Source organism: Microbacterium sp. SA39 (assembly GCF_000967865.1).
Classification (GTDB): domain Bacteria; phylum Actinomycetota; class Actinomycetes; order Actinomycetales; family Microbacteriaceae; genus Microbacterium.
The window spans coordinates 44,922-61,011 of record NZ_JXRU01000029.1 but is presented as its reverse complement, the minus strand read 5'-3'; the positions used below and the strand labels follow the sequence as shown (position 1 = coordinate 61,011).

Genomic DNA, 16,090 nt, shown 5'->3' with positions numbered 1-16,090 from the left:
GGGACGCCGTGTCCCCGCAGTCGGCGACCGGAGCGCTTCCGGATGCCGAGTACCTGGTGCTGTCCAGTCGTCTGATCCCCGGGCTCGACGGCGGATACACCATCGCGACCCTCGCGCGCGCCCGGCTGCTCGCCGGCGCGGGGGCGGGCGATGGCAGAGGCCCTCAGCTGCTCACCTTCGATCCGGGCACGCGCGCTGCGCACGCCGAGCATCGTCAGACTTTCGTCTCGCAGGGTGCGCTGGCCGATCCCTCGCGGATGCGCAACCTCTTCGATGAGGCGGTCTCGCCCGTCGGCGGGGCCGCCGGTTGGCTGCTGGAGGCAGCGGATGCCGGGGCATCCGCCGATCCCGCGCTCGAGTACCGCGTGCTCGAGGATGCCGAGGGGCGTCCGTTCGCAGCGCTGCCGGTGATCCCCGGCAACCCTGACTGGCACCTCACCGGCGAGCCGGTGCTGGTCCATGACGCCTCGGGTGGCGTGGTCGGCGGCGTCGCCGGGTTCCGCGGGCTCTACCGGGCCTGGCTCGAGCATGTGACCGCAGCCTTCGGCGACCGCACGATCGTGGTGATCTGCGAATCGCGTCAGATCGGCGAGCTCATCGCCGACTGGTCGGATCCTCGCGTGCGCATCGTCCACCCGATCCACACGATCCATCTCGAGGCGCCGTACACGCCCGACGCCCCGATCAACGCCCTGTGGAGCCGCTGGTTCGCGCTCGCCGACCGGTTCGACGCCGTGATCTGGCCGACCGCGACGCAGCGCGACGATGTCGTGGCGCGGTTCGGTCAGGCGGGGCAGCACGAGGTGGTCCCGAACCCGATCACGCCTGTTGAGCCGCGCGACGATCTGCGCGAACCCGGGTTGGTCGTGATGCTCGGCCGCCTCGCTGCCGGTAAGCGCGTCGATCACGCGATCCGGGCGTTCCTCAGTGCCGATGTGCCCGGTTCCCGGATGGAGATCTGGGGCGGCGGTCCCGAGCAGTCGATGCTGCAGGAGTTGATCGAGCAGCTCGGTGCGGGGGATCGCGTGGTGCTCGCGGGGTACACGAACGACCCTGGTCGCGTCCTCGACCGCGCTTCACTCGTCGTCACGTCGACGGCGTTCGAGGGCCAGCCGCTCGGGGTCGTCGAGGCGCTGTTGCACGGGGCCCCCGTCATCTCGTACGACGTGCGCTACGGCATCCGCGATGTCCTGGAAGCCGGGGGAGGAGTGCTTGTCGCAGACGGCGACATCGACGCTCTCGCCGACGCTCTCGGCCGTCTGCTGAGCGATCCCGCCGAGCTCTCGCGCTTGAGCGCAGAGGCACCCGGCATCGCGGCGGCCTGGAGCCCCGAGCGCTCGCTCGCGGCGCTCAGTGCGGTCATCCAGGACGCTGTCGCGCGCCCCTCGCGCCGCTGACCCGCCCGTTCCGGCATCCGCGCCCTCACTCCGGGCGCGCTTCCTGCCGCTCGCCGCATCTCCGGTCGCATTTCGTGCCGCCCGCCGCGCCCGCAGACGGCCCGAACTGCGACCGGAACACCCGCCGAGAAGCTTTTTCTCCCGCTGATGTCGATCCGAGGCATTCCCGTTCGACGTCTGTAGTGAGAGGGTCGAGACACGGCCCCTCGAACAAGGAGAACATCATGAAGTACATGCTCATCATGCGCGCGACCGACGAAGCTGTCGACGCCTACAAGGAGATGCCGTTCGAAGAGGTCATCGAGGCCATGGGCAAGTACAACGAGTCGATGATCAAGGCGGGCGTACTGGTAGCGGGCGAGGGCCTGACGGACGCCGCCGAGGGATTCGTCGTCGACTTCAGTGCCGAGACCCCGCTGATCACGGACGGCCCTTACGGCGAGACCAAGGAGCTGTTCAACGGCTTCTGGATCCTCGAGGTGTCGAGCCGCGAGGAGGCCGCCGAATGGGCCGGCCGCGCTCCCCTCGGACCGGGTTCCTTCCTCGAGGTGCGCCGCGTGACCGATGTCTCCGACTTCCCCGCCGACAACGAGTGGGTCGAGAAGGAAGAGGGCTGGCGCGAAGAGCAGGCTCAGCGTGCACAGCAGTGAGGACGCGGCGTTGATGAACGCTTCCGACGACGCGACGGTGCGCTCCGCCCCCGATCACGGATCGGCGGAGCGCGCCGTCGCCGCCGTCTGGCGCATCGAGTCGGCCCGCATCGTCGGAACTCTCACGCGCATCGTGGGTGACTTCAGCCTCGCTGAGGACCTCGCGCAGGAGGCGCTGGTCGATGCGCTGCGACAGTGGCCGATCGACGGGGTGCCGCGTAACGCGGGGGCGTGGCTCACCGCCGTGGCCAAGCGCAAGGCGATCGACGGCTGGCGCCGCAGTGAACGGCTCGACGACCGCATCGTCGCTCTCGCCCACGACCTCGAGCGGGAGCAGGCGGATGCCGGCGACATGCTGTGGGACCCGGATGCCGTCGATGACGATGTGCTGCGCCTGATCTTCATCGCCTGCCACCCCGTGCTCTCGCGGGAGGCGCAGGTCGCCCTGACACTCCGCGTGGTGGGTGGTCTGTCGAGCGAGGAGATCGCCCGCGCGCTCCTGGTTCCCACCGCCACGGTGCAGCAGCGGATCGTGCGAGCGAAGAAGACTCTCGCCGCCGCGAACGCGCCGTTCGAGCTGCCGCCTCGAGAGGAGCACACGCAGCGCCTCGGCGCGATCCTCGGCGTGCTGTACCTGATCTTCAACGAGGCGCATGCGGCGTCGAGCGGGCCCGAGTGGATGCGCCCGGAACTCAGTGACGAGGCGATCCGTCTCTGTCGGGTGCTCGTGGCCTTGATGCCGCGCGAGCCGGAAGCGCTCGGCTTGCTCGCGCTCATGGAGCTCACCGCCGCGCGCTTCCCCGCGCGTGTGGATGCGAAGGGCGAGCCGATCCTGCTCGCCGACCAGGACCGTCGCCGCTGGGACCGCGGTCGCATCATTCGCGGTCGCGCGGCACTGGCCAGGGCGGATGCGCTCGGCCGAGGCCGCGGCGCGTACTGCCTGCAGGCCGCCATCGCGGAGTGTCATGCGGTTGCGGCATCCGTCGACGCCACGGACTGGGACCGGATCGTGGTGCTCTACGAGGCGCTGGGTCGCATCGCCGCGTCACCGGTCGTCGAACTGAACCGGGCGGCGGCGGTCGCGATGGCGACGGGGCCGGCATCCGCGCTGCGGATCATCGACCAGCTGTCATCGTCAGGCGTTCTGCGCGGCTACCACCTGCTACCCGCAACGCGGGGCGAGCTGCTGCTGCGGCTCGGTCGTGAGGAGGAGGCGCGAAGTGAGTTCGCCGTCGCCGCAGGCTTGGCGGGGAACGACCGTGAGCGCGCTCTCCTCGAGCAGAAAGCGCAAGGGGGATGAAAAGAGCCCGCCCTCCTCGGCAGCTTTCGCTGCCGAGGAGGGCGGGCGTCTGTCGACGCGAAACGCGTCAGTGACAGATGTGCGTCAGTTGCGCGCCTTGCTGCCGCGGTTGACGATCAGGCCGTAGATCAGCAGAACGACGATGGCGCCGCCGATGGCGAGGAGCCAGGTCTGCAGGCTCCAGAACTCTTCGAGTCCGACGCCGAAGATGACCGATCCGAGCCATCCACCGAGGAAGGCTCCGACGACGCCGAGCAGTAGCGTGACGATCCATCCGCCGCCCTGCTTGCCGGGGAGGATGAGCTTGGCGATGGCGCCGGCGATAAGACCGAGAAGAAGGAATCCGAGGAAACTCATGGTCTGCTCCTTTACTTACTGTGTAGGACTTCCGGGATGCCGGAAGTTCGTGTCACCACTATCCACCAGTTGAGAATTTCCTGCATCCCCTTGCGCACGGGCACCCGGATATGGCAAGAGGCCCGCCTCCCTCAGGAGACGGGCCTCTCGACGAGAGATCGGGATCAGTTGCTGCCGCGGACGATCGCGATGATGCGCAGGATCTCGACGTAGAGCCAGACGACCGTGACCATGATGCCGAAGGCACCCATCCAGCCGAACTGACGCGGAGCGCCGTTACGGACGCCCTGCTGGATCTGGTCGAAGTCGAGCACCAGCGAGTAGGCCGCCATGATGACGACGAGGACGCCGATGATCAGGCCGAGCGGGATGCCCATGATCTCGGCGCTGTAGAGACCGAACGCCTGGCCGGCGGGCAGCACACCCGTCCACATCAGCACGAGGTTCAGCAGCGAGAAGACGAGGTACCCCACCATGGCGATCATGAAGATCTTGGTGGCCTTCTTCGACGCGCGGATCTTGCCGCTCGCGAAGAGGGCCAGCGTCACGCCGACGACCGAGACCGTCGCGAGGGTCGCCTGGAACACGATGCCGGGGAAGATGATCTCGAAGAACGCGGAGATGCCACCGACGAAGAGTCCCTCGAATGCCGCGTAGGCGAAGATGAGCGCTGGGCGCACCTTCTTGCGCGACGTGAACGTGATGACCATGGCGAGGACGAAGCCGCCGAGTGCACCGATGATCCACGGCAGCATCGAGACGCTCGAGGTCGACGCGAGGTCGACGCCGCCGAGAGTCCAGACCCAGCCGACCGCCGCGGTGACGAGAAGGATGGCGAACAGGCCGGCGGTCTTCCAGACCGTGTCCTCGACGGACATGCGGTCGGTCTCGATGGCACCGGCCGGGGGAGCGGCGTACATCCCCTCGAGGCGCGCGTTGGCCGCGGCATCCATAGTGGCGTGCTGGAAAGAGGCGTTCTGCGCACCCTGAGCGGCCTGTGGTCCGCCCGGGTAGGTCGCGACATTGCGCGGATCCTGCTGCTTGAACGCCGGGTTGTTGAAGGCGAAGTTGCTCATTGGTGGGCCTCACTCCAAAAGGGGGTCGTAGGTCGCTTTCCTCTACGATACCCGCGCGGCGTGCGCGTCGGGGTGTTCTACGCTGAGAGCGTGCCCAGGAAATCGCCGCTCGTGATCGGGCATCGCGGTGCGCCCGGCTACCGCCCGGAACACAGCCGATCATCGTACGAACTGGCGCTCGCCATGGGCGTCGACGCGGTCGAGCCCGACGTCGTCGCGACGAAGGACGGCGTCCTCGTCGTCCGCCATGAGAACGAGATCTCCGGCACGACCGATGTCGCCCGGCATCCGGAGTTCGCCGACCGCAAGACGACCAAGCGCGTCGACGGGCAGGCGCTCACCGGCTGGTTCACCGAGGACTTCACCTGGGCGGAGCTGTCGACGCTCCGCGGACGCGAGCGGCTGCCGGAGGTGCGGGCGACCAGCGCGAGCTTCGACGACGAGCAGGCGATCCTGCGACTGCGCGATGTCCTCGACATCGTGCGCGACGGTTCGGCCGAGCACGGACGCGAGATCGGCGTCGTGCTCGAGGTCAAGCACGCCACGTACTTCGCGTCGATCGGCCTCGATCTCGCACCGCTCATCGAAAGCGAACTGCGGGAGTCCGGCTGGGCCGATGGGGAGCTGCCGCTGATCATCGAGAGCTTCGAGTCCACGGTGCTCGGCCAGCTGCGCGCGCGCGGCATCTCCGCGTCCTACGTATATCTGATCGAGGCCGCGGGGCGCCCGTACGATCTGCTCGTCGCCGACGGCACGCAGGCGCTCAGCTACAAGGAGACCGTCACGCCCGAGGGGCTCGATGTGCTCGCCGGCAAGGTCGACGGCATCAGCGTGAACAAGCGGATGCTGCTGGCCCGCAGCAACACGATCGTCGACGATGCCCATGCGCGCGGGCTGAAGGTCTTCACGTGGACCTGCCGTCCGGAGAACGCGTTCCTCGCGGCGGAGTTCCGCGGGCCGGGCGGCAAGGGCGCCTTCGGCGACTACGAGGCGGAGTGGGGCGTCATCGCGCGCACCGGGGTCGACGGCGTGTTCGTCGACCACCCGGACCTCGGCGTCGGCTTCTTCCGCAGCTGACTCGGCTCGCACGTTCTGCGGCCATCCCGAACTTCTGCGGCCACTCTCGGCCGATGTGGCCGCAGAAGTTACGATCGGCCGCAGAACCTGGCGTCAGAGGGTGCGGTCGAACGCGCCCTTGCGAGTGGAGACGATCTCCTTGCCGAGCGGCATGAGCGAGACCGGCACCATCTTGAAGTCGGCGATGCCCATCGGGATGCCGATGATCGTGATGCACAGCGCGATGCCCGAGACGATGTGGCCGATCGCCAGCCACCAGCCGGCGAGGATGACCCAGAGCACGTTGCCGAGGAACGATCCGACGCCGGAGGTCGGCTTGCTGACGACCTCGCGGCCGAACGGCCAGATCGCGTAGCGCGCGATGCGGAACGAGGCGATCGCCCAGGGGATCGTGATGATCGGGATGCACAGCAGGATGCCGGCCAGGACGTATCCGAGGAACAGGGCCCAGCCGGCCAGGATGACCCAGATGATGTTGAGGATCGTGCGCATCAGGCGATTGTGCCACGCGCGGCTGAACGGCCACCTGGCGTTCACCTGCCGTGCACGGGCGAGTCGTTGCGCGGCCACGCGCAGTCGGTGGGGTGGAGGCCTACCCGTCTGAATCCCCATCCAGGAGTCCTCCATGCCCCGCCTGCACTTCGCAGCGGCGGTCACGGCCGTGTGCGCGCTCAGCGCCGCCGCCCTGCTCGCCACCCCGGTCGCCGCCGTCGGCGCCGATCCCGGCATCCGTCCGCTCGAGGAAGCCGTCGGCGCTCCCGCGGCGGCAGGCCTCGTCCTCAACGAGATCATCTACGACGACGCCGTCACCGGTCTGCCGGATCAGGTGGAGCTCTTCAACGCCGGCACCGCGACCGTGGCTCTCGACGGCTGGTACATCTCCGACGAGAAGCGCGACACCCTCGGCACGGCTCCGGAGGGCGCCTCGCTCGCTCCGGGTGAATACCTCGTGCTGGTGAAGGACGTCGACTTCCCGTTCGGGCTCGGCAAGGGCGACGAGGTCGTGCTCTTCGACCCGGCGGGCACCGAGATCGACTCCTACGCCTACGAGAACACCGCGCCGCTGGCTGACTGGTCGCGCTGCCCCGACGGCACAGGAGACTGGGCGCACGCCACGGCGGCCACGCCGGGAGCGGCGAATGACTGCACCGTCGAACCGGTCTCCGGCGCTATCCGCATCAACGAGGTGGACTCGCAGCCGGCCGACTGGGTGGAGTTCCACAACCCGGGCGACGCCGCGCTCGATCTCACGGACTACGAGATCCGCGACAACTCCGACGACCACCGCTGGAAGTTCCTGCCCGGCACGCAGATCGAGGCCGGAGCGTTCCTCGTCGTCGAAGAGGGCACGATCGGGCTCGTCGACGGCGTCGAGACCGCCTTCCGCGACGCGATCGGCATCGGCAGCGCCGACCGCATCCGGCTCTACGATGCGCCCGGCGCGATGATCGACGACACTCTTCCCTGGACCGCGCACGCGGCGATCGACGGCGACTTCGCCGCGGCGACCCTCGCGCGCTGCCCCGACAGCAGGGGCGGCTTCCTGCTCGGGACCCCCACGCCGGGTGCCGCGAATTCGTGTGTGATGCCTGACGTGGTGATCAACGAGATCGAGTCGAACGGCGACGCCACCGACTGGGTCGAGGTCGTCAACACCGGCACGACGGCGGTCGACCTGTCCGGGTGGTCGGTGATGGACAGCGACCCGATCAGCAACGCCGCCGAGACCACCCCTCTTCCGGCGGGCACCTCGCTCGCACCGGGCGCCTACTTCGTGTTCGACCAGCCGGCGAACTTCGTCTTCGGGCTCGGCAACGGCGACACGGTGACGATCCGGGACGCGAACGGGAACACCGTCGACGAGCATGTCTACACGGCGCACGCCGAGGGGGTGTGGGCGCGCTGCGCCGACGGCACAGGCGACTTCGCCGACAACGCGGTCTCGACCAAGGGACTGCGCAACGCCTGCGGCAACCCGGTGCGCATCAACGAGGTCGAGTCCGACGGCGGGTCGCCCGACGACTGGGTGGAGCTCGTGAACCCGACCGCCGTGGCGCTCGATGTCTCGGGCATCATCGTGAAAGACGACGACGACACGCGCGCGTACGCGATTCCTGCAGGCACCACGATCACCCCCCAGGGGTACCTCGTGATCGAGCGCGATCAGCTGGGCTTCGGCCTCGGCGGCGGAGACAAGGTCCGCCTGTTCGACGGCGACCTGGTGATCGACGAGACGACCTGGGGTGAGGGTCACGCGGCCGTCACCTGGGGCCGCTGCCCCGACGCGACCGGGGTCTTCGCGGTCACGACCGAGCCGACCAAGGGCGCGGCCAACGTCTGCCCCGGCGAGGCGACCTTCTCGCCGTGGCCCGGTTCCGCCGATGTCCGCGTGCTCGACAGCATCCCGACCTTCCTGGAGGACAGCTCGGGACTCGACGTGCAGGAGACCGCCGACGGCGCGTTCCTCTGGGCGGTCGACAACGGAGAGGGCCGCATCTGGAAGCTCGAGGCGCGCGCCGACGGCTCCGTCGAGAAGGTCGACGGCTGGGACGAAGGCAAGCGCGTCCGGTTCCAGAAGGATGCCGCCGACCCGGGGGCCGCGGGCCCCGACACCGAGGGCATCACGGTCGACGGCGCGGGAGACGTCTATGTCGCCTCCGAGCGTGACAACAGCGTGAAGGGCGTGAACCAGAACGTCGTGCTGAAGGTGGATCCAGACGCCGGGGCGGGCGACCTCATCGCCGCGCAGGAGTGGGATCTGACCTCGCTGCTTCCGGCCGTCGGGGCGAACCTCGGCATCGAGGCCGTGCAGTGGGTGCCGGACTCGGCGCTCACCGGGAAGCTGTTCGATGACAAGACCGGCGCAGCCTACGACCCGGCCGGCTACGTCGGGCATGGCGACGGCCTGTTCTTCGTCGCGGTGGAGGACAACGGTCACGTGTACGCCTTCGCGCTCGCCGGGAGCGGCTCCGCGACGCTGGTGTCGGAGATCGCCCCCGGCCTCGCGGGAGTCATGGCGCTCGACTACGACAGCGTGCGGAACTCGCTCTGGGCGGTCTGCGACAACGGCTGCATCGCACCTGACGGCGGGGGAGGCGGACGTTCCGCTGAGATCACCCTGAACGGCACTGCCCAGCCCGGTGTCGCGCTCTACCAGCGCCCGGCCGGCATGCCCGACATCAACAACGAGGGCTTCGCGACAGCGCCGGCCTCGCTCTCGGTCGACGGCAAGCGTCCGGTGTGGTGGTTCGCCGACGGCTTCGCGTCGGAGTCGCTGCGCGTCGGCACCCTGCCCGGTGTGGCCGAGGAGAACCCCGGAGAGAACCCGGGGGAGAACCCCGGTGGTGAGAACCCGCCGCTGCCGGGCACGGACCTCGTCGACGACAACCGCAACGGCGTGACGGTGGACCCGTCGGTCGCGACCCGCGGCCAGAAGGTCACGGTCACCGTCGGCGAGAAGCACGCCGGCTCCGACGTCGCGGTGTGGATGTACTCCGACCCGGTGGGCCTCGCGTCCGGCGCATTGTCGGCATCCGGATCCCTCACCGTCACGATCCCGGCGGATGCTGCGCTCGGCGCCCACCGCATCGCGGTGTTCGCGGCAGACGGGACTCTGCTCGGCTGGGCAGACATCCGGATCACGGCAGGGGCGGGTGGTCTCGCGGCGACCGGCTCCGAGCTGCCGATCGCGGGAATCGCCTTGGCGCTGATGCTGCTGGTCGCGGGTGGCGTCGCGGTGGGGCGCCGGAAGCGCTCGGCCTGAGGTCGAGAGGGCGTGCGAGTTCGCTCGCGCGCCCTCGCCGAGGCGCTCCGAGGCCGGATCCCGTGCCGCGGTGTCAGAGGCGACGCATAGACTCATAAGGCCATGACCGAAGCCCCTCTCATCGTCCCCGGAACCGTCGGCCCCCGCTCTGCCGGGGCCCCGCAGCAGGACGATCTCCTCGCCGGGTTGAACCCGCAGCAGCTCGCAGCCGTCACGTATCGCGGACCCGCGCTGCTCATCGTCGCGGGCGCCGGTTCGGGCAAGACGAGCGTGCTCACGCGCCGCATCGCCTCGCTGCTGCGCGGTCGTGAGGCCTGGCCGAGCCAGATCCTCGCGATCACCTTCACCAACAAGGCGGCAGGCGAGATGCGTGAGCGCGTCGCGGGCCTCATCGGCGATGCGGCTCGCGGCATGTGGATCTCGACGTTCCACTCGGCGTGCGTGCGCATCCTGCGCCGTGAGGCCGAACAGTTCGGGTTCACGAAGTCGTTCACGATCTACGACTCCGGCGACTCGCGCGCGCTGATCAAGCGACTCGTCAAGGAGCATGAGGCGGATGCCTACGGCCTCACCCCCGCATCGGTGCAGGGGCGCATCTCGAAGCTGAAGAACGAGCTGTCGGATGCCGAGTCCTACGCGCGTCAGGCGAACATGAGCGACCCGACCGAGCGCATCTTCGTCGAGCTGTTCGCGGATTACCAGAAGCAGCTGCAGAAGGCGAACGCCTTCGACTTCGACGACCTCATCGGGCAGACCGTCTACCTGTTCCGCGCCTTCCCGCAGGTGGCCGACACCTACCGGCGTCGCTTCCGGCACATCCTCGTCGACGAGTACCAGGACACGAACCACGCCCAGTACGCGCTGATCCACGAGCTGACCCGACCGGTGTCGAGTGACGCCCCCGACCCGTATGCCTCGAACGGCATGATGATCTTCGAACCGGAGACTACGCCGGAACTCGAGGGGGCCTCGCTGACCGTCGTCGGCGACTCCGACCAGTCGATCTACGCGTTCCGCGGCGCCGATATCCGCAACATCAGCGAGTTCGAGCGCGACTTCCCCGGCGCCCGCGTGGTGCTGCTCGAGCAGAACTACCGCTCGACCCAGAACATCCTCTCGGCGGCGAACGCCGTGATCGGCAACAACTTCGATCGCAAGGACAAGAAGCTCTGGAGCGACAAGGGCGACGGCGACGCGATCATCGGGTTCACCGGCTACTCGCAGCACGACGAGGCGCAGTTCGTGGCCGACGAGATCGAGGTCCTGCGCCGGGCGGGCATGCCGTACTCCGAGATGGCGGTGTTCTACCGCACGAATTCGCAGTCCCGTGCGCTGGAGGAGATCTTCATCCGCTCGGCCGTGCCGTACAAGATCATGGGCGGCACGAAGTTCTACGAGCGTGCCGAGATCAAGGACGCGCTGGCCTACCTCGTCGCCGTCGCGAACCCGGCCGACGAGATGTCGGTGCGCCGCATCCTCAACAAGCCGCGTCGTGGCATCGGCGACGTCACGGAGACCGCCATCGCGCGGTTCGCGGAGGAGCACGAGATCAGCTTCCGAGATGCGCTGGCGAACTCGGCGCAGCTCGGGTTCGGGCCGAAGATCCAGGCGGCCATCGCGCACCTCGATGCGGTGCTGGCAGAGGCCACGGCGATCATGCTCCCGGCATCCGGTGAGCTTCCTCCGCCGACCACGGTCGCCGACGGCCTGAGCCTCCTCCTGTCGAAGAGCGGCTACCTCGATGCGCTGCGCGCCAGCCGCGACCCGCAGGACGAGGCCCGCGTCGAGAACCTCGACGAATTCGTCGCCGTCGCGCGGGACTTCGCGCGCAACAACCCCGAGGGCACCATCGTCGACTTCCTCACCGAGGTCGCGCTGGTGTCGGATGCCGATGACCTCGACGACGAGTCCGGAACGGTCTCGCTGATGACGATGCACACCGCGAAGGGGCTCGAATACGACGCCGTGTTCGTCACCGGTGTCGAAGAAGACCTCATCCCGCACCGCATCTCGGCGGGCGAGCCCGGCGGCCCGCAGGAGGAGCGGCGACTCTTCTACGTCGGCATCACCCGAGCCCGCAAGCGGCTGCACCTGTCGCTCGCCATGACCAGGGCGCAGTTCGGCGAGGTCACCGTCGCGATGCCCAGCCGGTTCCTGCAGGAGATCCCCGCGGCGTTGATCGACTGGCGCCAGTCGCCCGGCGACGTCAACTCGCGTGGCGGCATGCAGTCGCGCGCGCTGAACGCGCGCAGGGGTGGCGGCTTCGGTGGATCCGGCTCCGGCTCGGGCGACCGATTCGCCGTCAAGGCGCTGCCGGGCAGGGATTCGCTCAAGCCCCTCTCGACCGCGATGGACAAGTTCCCCAACCGCGTCACGGCCAAGATGCGCGACAACGGCGATCTCGAGCTCACCGCAGGCGATCGCATCCGTCACGTCGACTTCGGTGAGGGGCGGGTGGATGCCGTGACCGGCGAGGGTGCGAAGCGCATCGCACACGTGCGTTTCGACGGCGCGGGGCAGAAGAAGCTCCTGATCAAGGTCGCGCCGATCGAGAAGATCTAGGCCGCGCGGCCGGGTTAGGCTGACTCATATGGCCCTCTTCTCCCGCCGCAAGAAGTCCAGCGACGACGCCAACCCGCTCGCCGCAGACGCATCAGACCTCGAGTCGAGCAGTCCCGCCGCAGCTGACGCCGAGACGACAAGCGCCGAACCTGTCGAGCCGGCTCCATCCATCGGGATCTCCGTTCAGGCGTTCCGCGGTGTCGGTGCCGAAGCGGGTCCGGCAGTCGCCCCGCCTGCGCCGGAAACGTCGTCCGATGCCGCAGCATCCGCGCCTCGCCCCGTCGCGCCGTCGGGCCTCCCGACGCCTCCGGTTGCCGCCCCCGAGCAGGCCATCGCGAAGGATCGCCGGCTTCCGCTCGCCCCGCTGCTGCCGCCCGAGCAGACCGAGACCGTCGCCGGCATGAAGGACAACGTACTGCTTCGCGAGGCGCTCAAAGAGGTCGAGGCCGGCGCATCGAACGAGCAGCTGCTCGGCGTGCTGCGCCAGGCGCTGCAGGGGCACCTCTACATCCGCGTGATCGGCGACGCCCGCGCGCAGATCAGCGAGGGCAAGCCGCTCGCCGTCGCGGTCGTGCGCGACTCCGAGCGCCAGTTCATGCTCGCGTTCAGCTCCGCCGCGGCCGTGCGCGACTCGGTGCAGCTCGAAGACGATCCCTCCACGAGCTCGGCGGTCGCGCAGCCGTCCACGTCGGTGTTCCAGCAGGTGGTGTCGGGTGACTTCGCCGGCCTCATCGTCGACAACGCCTCCGCGCCGCATCGTGTCGTCTTCCCGACCGAGCTGCTGCAGAAGACGCTCGATCAGGCCGATGTCGACATGACGGTCAAGTCGCTCCTCGCGGCTTCTCGGGAGCAGGACTCGACCGTCAAGGTCGGGGAGGCCCTGGCGAGCACGCGCATGTGGGTCGCCGTGAACGACGGCGCCGGCACGGGGCAGGTCGGCATCGCCGAGGCCCAGACCGCGGACGGTCGGAGGTTCCTGCAGCTCTTCTCGCACCCGCTCGAGGTCATCGCGCTCGGTCGCGGCGATCGACCGCTTCCGTTCGAGCCGGAGCAGCTGGCGAAGGTGCTCTCGAGCCACTCCGAGATGGCGGGCGTGATCATCGACTCCGCGGGGCCGTCGCTCGTGGTCGAGCGCGACGCGCTCGCTCCGGTGCTGGTGCTCGCGGTCGATCTCGAAGACTGAGCGCAGGCTTCCGCACGATCGGTCGGCGCTCTAGGGTCGGAGCATGGCCTCAGAACGTGTGACCCTGACCGTCGTCGACTCCGACGGAGAGCGCGAGGTCGCCCTCTCCAGCCCGAACCGAGTGGTGTGGCCGGATCTCGGCATCACCAAGGCGGAGCTGGCCGAATACGTGCAGCTCGTCTCGACGCCGTTCCTCTCCGCGAACGGCAACAGGGCGGTGTCGCTCGAGCGCTTCCGCGACGGCATCGAGGCGGCGGGAGAGCCGCGCAAGGAGGGGTTCTTCTCGAAGAACCCGCCGAAGGGCACTCCCGACTTCGTCGACGCCGAGATGATGACGTACAACAGCGGGCGGCAGCATCCGCAGATCGTTCTCAACCGCACCAGCGCGATCGTCTGGGCCGTGCAGATGAATACGATCGTCTTCCATCCGTGGGCGTCGCTCGCGACGGATGCCGACAATCCGGTCGAGCTGCGCATCGACCTCGACCCGCAGCCGGGGACGGATTTCGCGGATGCCGTGACCGCCGCCCACACTCTGCGCGAAGTGCTGAAGGAGGCGGGGCTGGAGGCGTTCGCGAAGACGAGTGGCAACCGCGGCCTGCACATCTTCGCGCCGATCGAGCCGACGCATGAGTTCCTCGACGTACGTCATGCCGTGATCGCTGCGGGGCGCGAGCTGGAGCGCCGGATGCCGGAGCAGGTGACCACCAACTGGTGGAAGGAGGAACGAGGAGAGCGCCTCTTCGTCGACTTCAACCAGGCGAACCGCGACCGGACCATGGCCGGTGCCTACAGCCCGCGCGCGCTTCCCGGCGCTACTGTCTCGACCCCCGTTCTCTGGGACGAGCTCGATGGTCTCGATCCGACGGTGATCACCGTGCGAAGCATTCCGCAGCGCCTGGCCGACATCGGTGACCCCTGGGCGGACATGCAGAAGTCGCCCGGCCGCATCGACACGCTGCTCGAGTGGTGGGAGCGGGACAAGGAGAACGGGCTCGGCGAGCTCCCGTTCCCGCCCGAGTTCCCCAAGATGCCCGGCGAGCCGCCGCGCGTGCAGCCGAGCAAGAAGGTCGCCGGGAACTGGGATGCCGACGGCAACCCGGTCGACGACTGATCATTGCTCCCCCAAGAATTTCGTTATACATTAATGTCATGTCATCGCGGGAGACGATCAACGGACAGCCCGTCACCGAGGAGCAGATTGTTGCCTGGGCGGCTGAGGCTGAAGCCGGCTACGACGTCGAACTGCTGAAGCGGCGCGGACGTGGTCGCCCCGGCCGAGGTTCAGAGCCGTCGCAGGTGGTCGCGCTGCGCCTCACTCTGGATGAGATCGCAGCCCTCGATGCGCGCGCCGAGCGTGAAGGAAAGACTCGATCCGAAGTGATCCGAGACGCGCTGACGGCGTCAGCTGCGTGAAGGTACACGAGTCCGCGCGAAAGCACGGTATCGATCCCGAGGACGCCATTCAGGCCGCAACGTGGTCATTGTGGATCGAGGATCTCGACGACGACAGCCCCGCACGTCAGCTTCGTCTCGGATTCGACACGCACGGCCGTCTGCTCGAAACCGTGGTGCTCGTCTTCGACAGCGGCAATGAACTCGTGATCCACGCGATGCCAGCGAGGCCGCAGATGCTCGATCTGCTTCCGTGACCGGCCGCCCTCAGTGCAGGACGTCGGCCAGGTCGTACCCCGCCACGGTGTCGAGCTGGTCATAGGTGCAGGAGCGGGCCTCGCGGTCAGGGCGCCAGCGGTCGAACTGCACGGTGTGCCGGAACCGGTCGCCTTCGAGCTGGTCGTAACGCACCTCGAGCACCCGCTCCGGGCGCAGCCGCACGAACGAGACGTCCTTGGAGCCGCTGAAGCGTGAGCGTTCGCTCTCACCGGTGACGGCGCCGCCGCTCTCGTCACGCTCGACGAGCGGGGCGAGCTCTTCGACGAGCGCCTGGCGACGCGCATCGCTCCACGCGGCGACGCCGCCGACCTGCCGCAGGGTGCCGTCGCTGTCGTACAGTCCGACGAGTAGCGAACCGACGCCCGACCCGGACTTGTGGATGCGGTACCCGAGCGCGACCACATCGGCCGTGCGAGCGTGCTTGATCTTGATCAGTGTCCGCTTGCCCGGCGCGTAGGGCTGGTCGAGCGGCTTGGCGACGACCCCATCGAGGCCGGCGCCTTCGAACTCGGCGAGCCAGCGGACGGCCGCTTCGCGGTCACGGGTGGTGCGGGTGATGTGCAGCGGATGCTCGACGGACTCCATCACGCTCTCGAGCCGCGCGCGCCGCGTCTCGAAAGACTGCCCGAGCAGGTCGTCGTCCCCGTACGCGAGCAGGTCGAAGGCGATGAACATCGCCGGGGTCTCGGCGGCGAGCTTCGCGACGCGCGATGCCGCCGGGTGGATGCGCTGGCTCAGGGCCTCCCAGTCCAGGCGCTGCGCGCCCGCAGGCCCCGTGGCGACCACGATCTCACCGTCGAGCAGGCACGGACCCGGCAGCAGTTCCGGAATCGCCTCGACGAGCTCCGGGAAGTATCGGGTCAGCGGCTTCGCGCCCCGGGAGCCGATCTCGACCGTCTCGCCATCCCACGCGATCAGGCCTCGGAAGCCGTCCCACTTGGGCTCGAAGAGCAGACCGCCGGGCGTCTTCGCCGGGTCGGGCACGCCGGCGGCGGCCTTCGCGAGCATCGGGGCGGGGATTTCGTAGCGCATGCTTCCATCCTGGCCGTCG

14 protein-coding genes are annotated in these 16,090 nt (G+C 68.7%); 10 read left to right on the top strand and 4 right to left on the bottom strand.

Going from position 1 to position 16,090, the window contains the following annotated elements:
* Positions 1-8: 8 nt before the first annotated feature.
* From RS85_RS05385 to RS85_RS05375, 3 genes are all read left to right on the top strand, one after another.
* Positions 9-1,397: a glycosyltransferase gene (locus RS85_RS05385; RefSeq protein WP_235282344.1), complete on the top strand. Its 1,389-nt coding sequence runs from the start codon at positions 9-11 to the stop codon at positions 1,395-1,397.
* A gap of 224 nt (positions 1,398-1,621) precedes the next feature.
* Positions 1,622-2,047, top strand: coding sequence for a YciI family protein (locus tag RS85_RS05380; RefSeq protein ID WP_046012412.1), 426 nt, complete (start codon positions 1,622-1,624; stop codon positions 2,045-2,047).
* Positions 2,048-2,060: 13 nt separating this feature from the next.
* Positions 2,061-3,347, top strand: a complete 1,287-nt coding sequence (locus RS85_RS05375) for an RNA polymerase sigma factor (RefSeq protein ID WP_046012411.1) — start codon at positions 2,061-2,063, stop codon at positions 3,345-3,347.
* Between the two features lie 84 nt (positions 3,348-3,431).
* Here RS85_RS05375 and RS85_RS05370 read toward each other — a convergent pair whose 3' ends face one another.
* Together RS85_RS05370 and RS85_RS05365 are read right to left on the bottom strand one after the other, a co-directional pair.
* Positions 3,432-3,704, bottom strand: a complete 273-nt coding sequence (locus RS85_RS05370) for a GlsB/YeaQ/YmgE family stress response membrane protein (protein WP_046012410.1) — start codon at positions 3,702-3,704, stop codon at positions 3,432-3,434.
* A 164-nt stretch (positions 3,705-3,868) separates the two neighbouring features.
* Positions 3,869-4,780 carry a Bax inhibitor-1/YccA family protein gene (locus RS85_RS05365; protein ID WP_046012409.1) on the bottom strand — a complete coding sequence of 304 codons (912 nt, stop codon included), beginning with the start codon at positions 4,778-4,780 and terminating at the stop codon, positions 3,869-3,871.
* 90 nt (positions 4,781-4,870) lie between these two features.
* On the opposite strand from RS85_RS05365, the gene RS85_RS05360 reads away from it, so the two are divergent.
* Complete coding sequence (locus RS85_RS05360) at positions 4,871-5,857, top strand: glycerophosphodiester phosphodiesterase family protein (RefSeq protein ID WP_046012498.1); 987 nt, start codon at positions 4,871-4,873, stop codon at positions 5,855-5,857.
* 93 nt (positions 5,858-5,950) lie between these two features.
* Here RS85_RS05360 and RS85_RS05355 read toward each other — a convergent pair whose 3' ends face one another.
* A complete protein-coding gene (locus tag RS85_RS05355; protein ID WP_046012497.1) occupies positions 5,951-6,349 on the bottom strand; it encodes a YccF domain-containing protein in 399 nt (132 codons plus the stop codon).
* Positions 6,350-6,482: 133 nt separating this feature from the next.
* On the opposite strand from RS85_RS05355, the gene RS85_RS05350 reads away from it, so the two are divergent.
* From RS85_RS05350 to RS85_RS05325, 6 genes are all read left to right on the top strand, one after another.
* A complete protein-coding gene (locus RS85_RS05350) occupies positions 6,483-9,620 on the top strand; it encodes a lamin tail domain-containing protein (RefSeq protein ID WP_046012408.1) in 3,138 nt (1,045 codons plus the stop codon).
* Between the two features lie 102 nt (positions 9,621-9,722).
* A complete protein-coding gene (locus RS85_RS05345) occupies positions 9,723-12,182 on the top strand; it encodes an ATP-dependent helicase (protein ID WP_046012407.1) in 2,460 nt (819 codons plus the stop codon).
* 28 nt (positions 12,183-12,210) lie between these two features.
* On the top strand, positions 12,211-13,365 hold the full coding sequence (locus RS85_RS05340; protein WP_052703419.1) for an SseB family protein: 1,155 nt from the start codon (positions 12,211-12,213) through the stop codon (positions 13,363-13,365).
* A 43-nt stretch (positions 13,366-13,408) separates the two neighbouring features.
* Complete coding sequence (gene ligD / locus RS85_RS05335; RefSeq protein WP_046012406.1) at positions 13,409-14,479, top strand: non-homologous end-joining DNA ligase; 1,071 nt, start codon at positions 13,409-13,411, stop codon at positions 14,477-14,479.
* Positions 14,480-14,517: 38 nt separating this feature from the next.
* Positions 14,518-14,781 (top strand): ribbon-helix-helix protein, CopG family, encoded by a 264-nt coding sequence (locus RS85_RS05330; protein ID WP_046012405.1) that lies wholly within the window; start codon positions 14,518-14,520, stop codon positions 14,779-14,781.
* Positions 14,778-15,017: a toxin gene (locus RS85_RS05325; protein WP_046012404.1), complete on the top strand. Its 240-nt coding sequence runs from the start codon at positions 14,778-14,780 to the stop codon at positions 15,015-15,017. The genes RS85_RS05330 and RS85_RS05325 overlap by 4 nt, the downstream gene beginning before the upstream one ends.
* Before the next feature lie 10 nt (positions 15,018-15,027).
* Here the strand turns inward: RS85_RS05325 and RS85_RS05320 are convergent, their stop codons facing one another.
* On the bottom strand, positions 15,028-16,071 hold the full coding sequence (locus RS85_RS05320; RefSeq protein WP_046012403.1) for an ATP-dependent DNA ligase: 1,044 nt from the start codon (positions 16,069-16,071) through the stop codon (positions 15,028-15,030).
* Positions 16,072-16,090 lie beyond the last annotated feature (19 nt).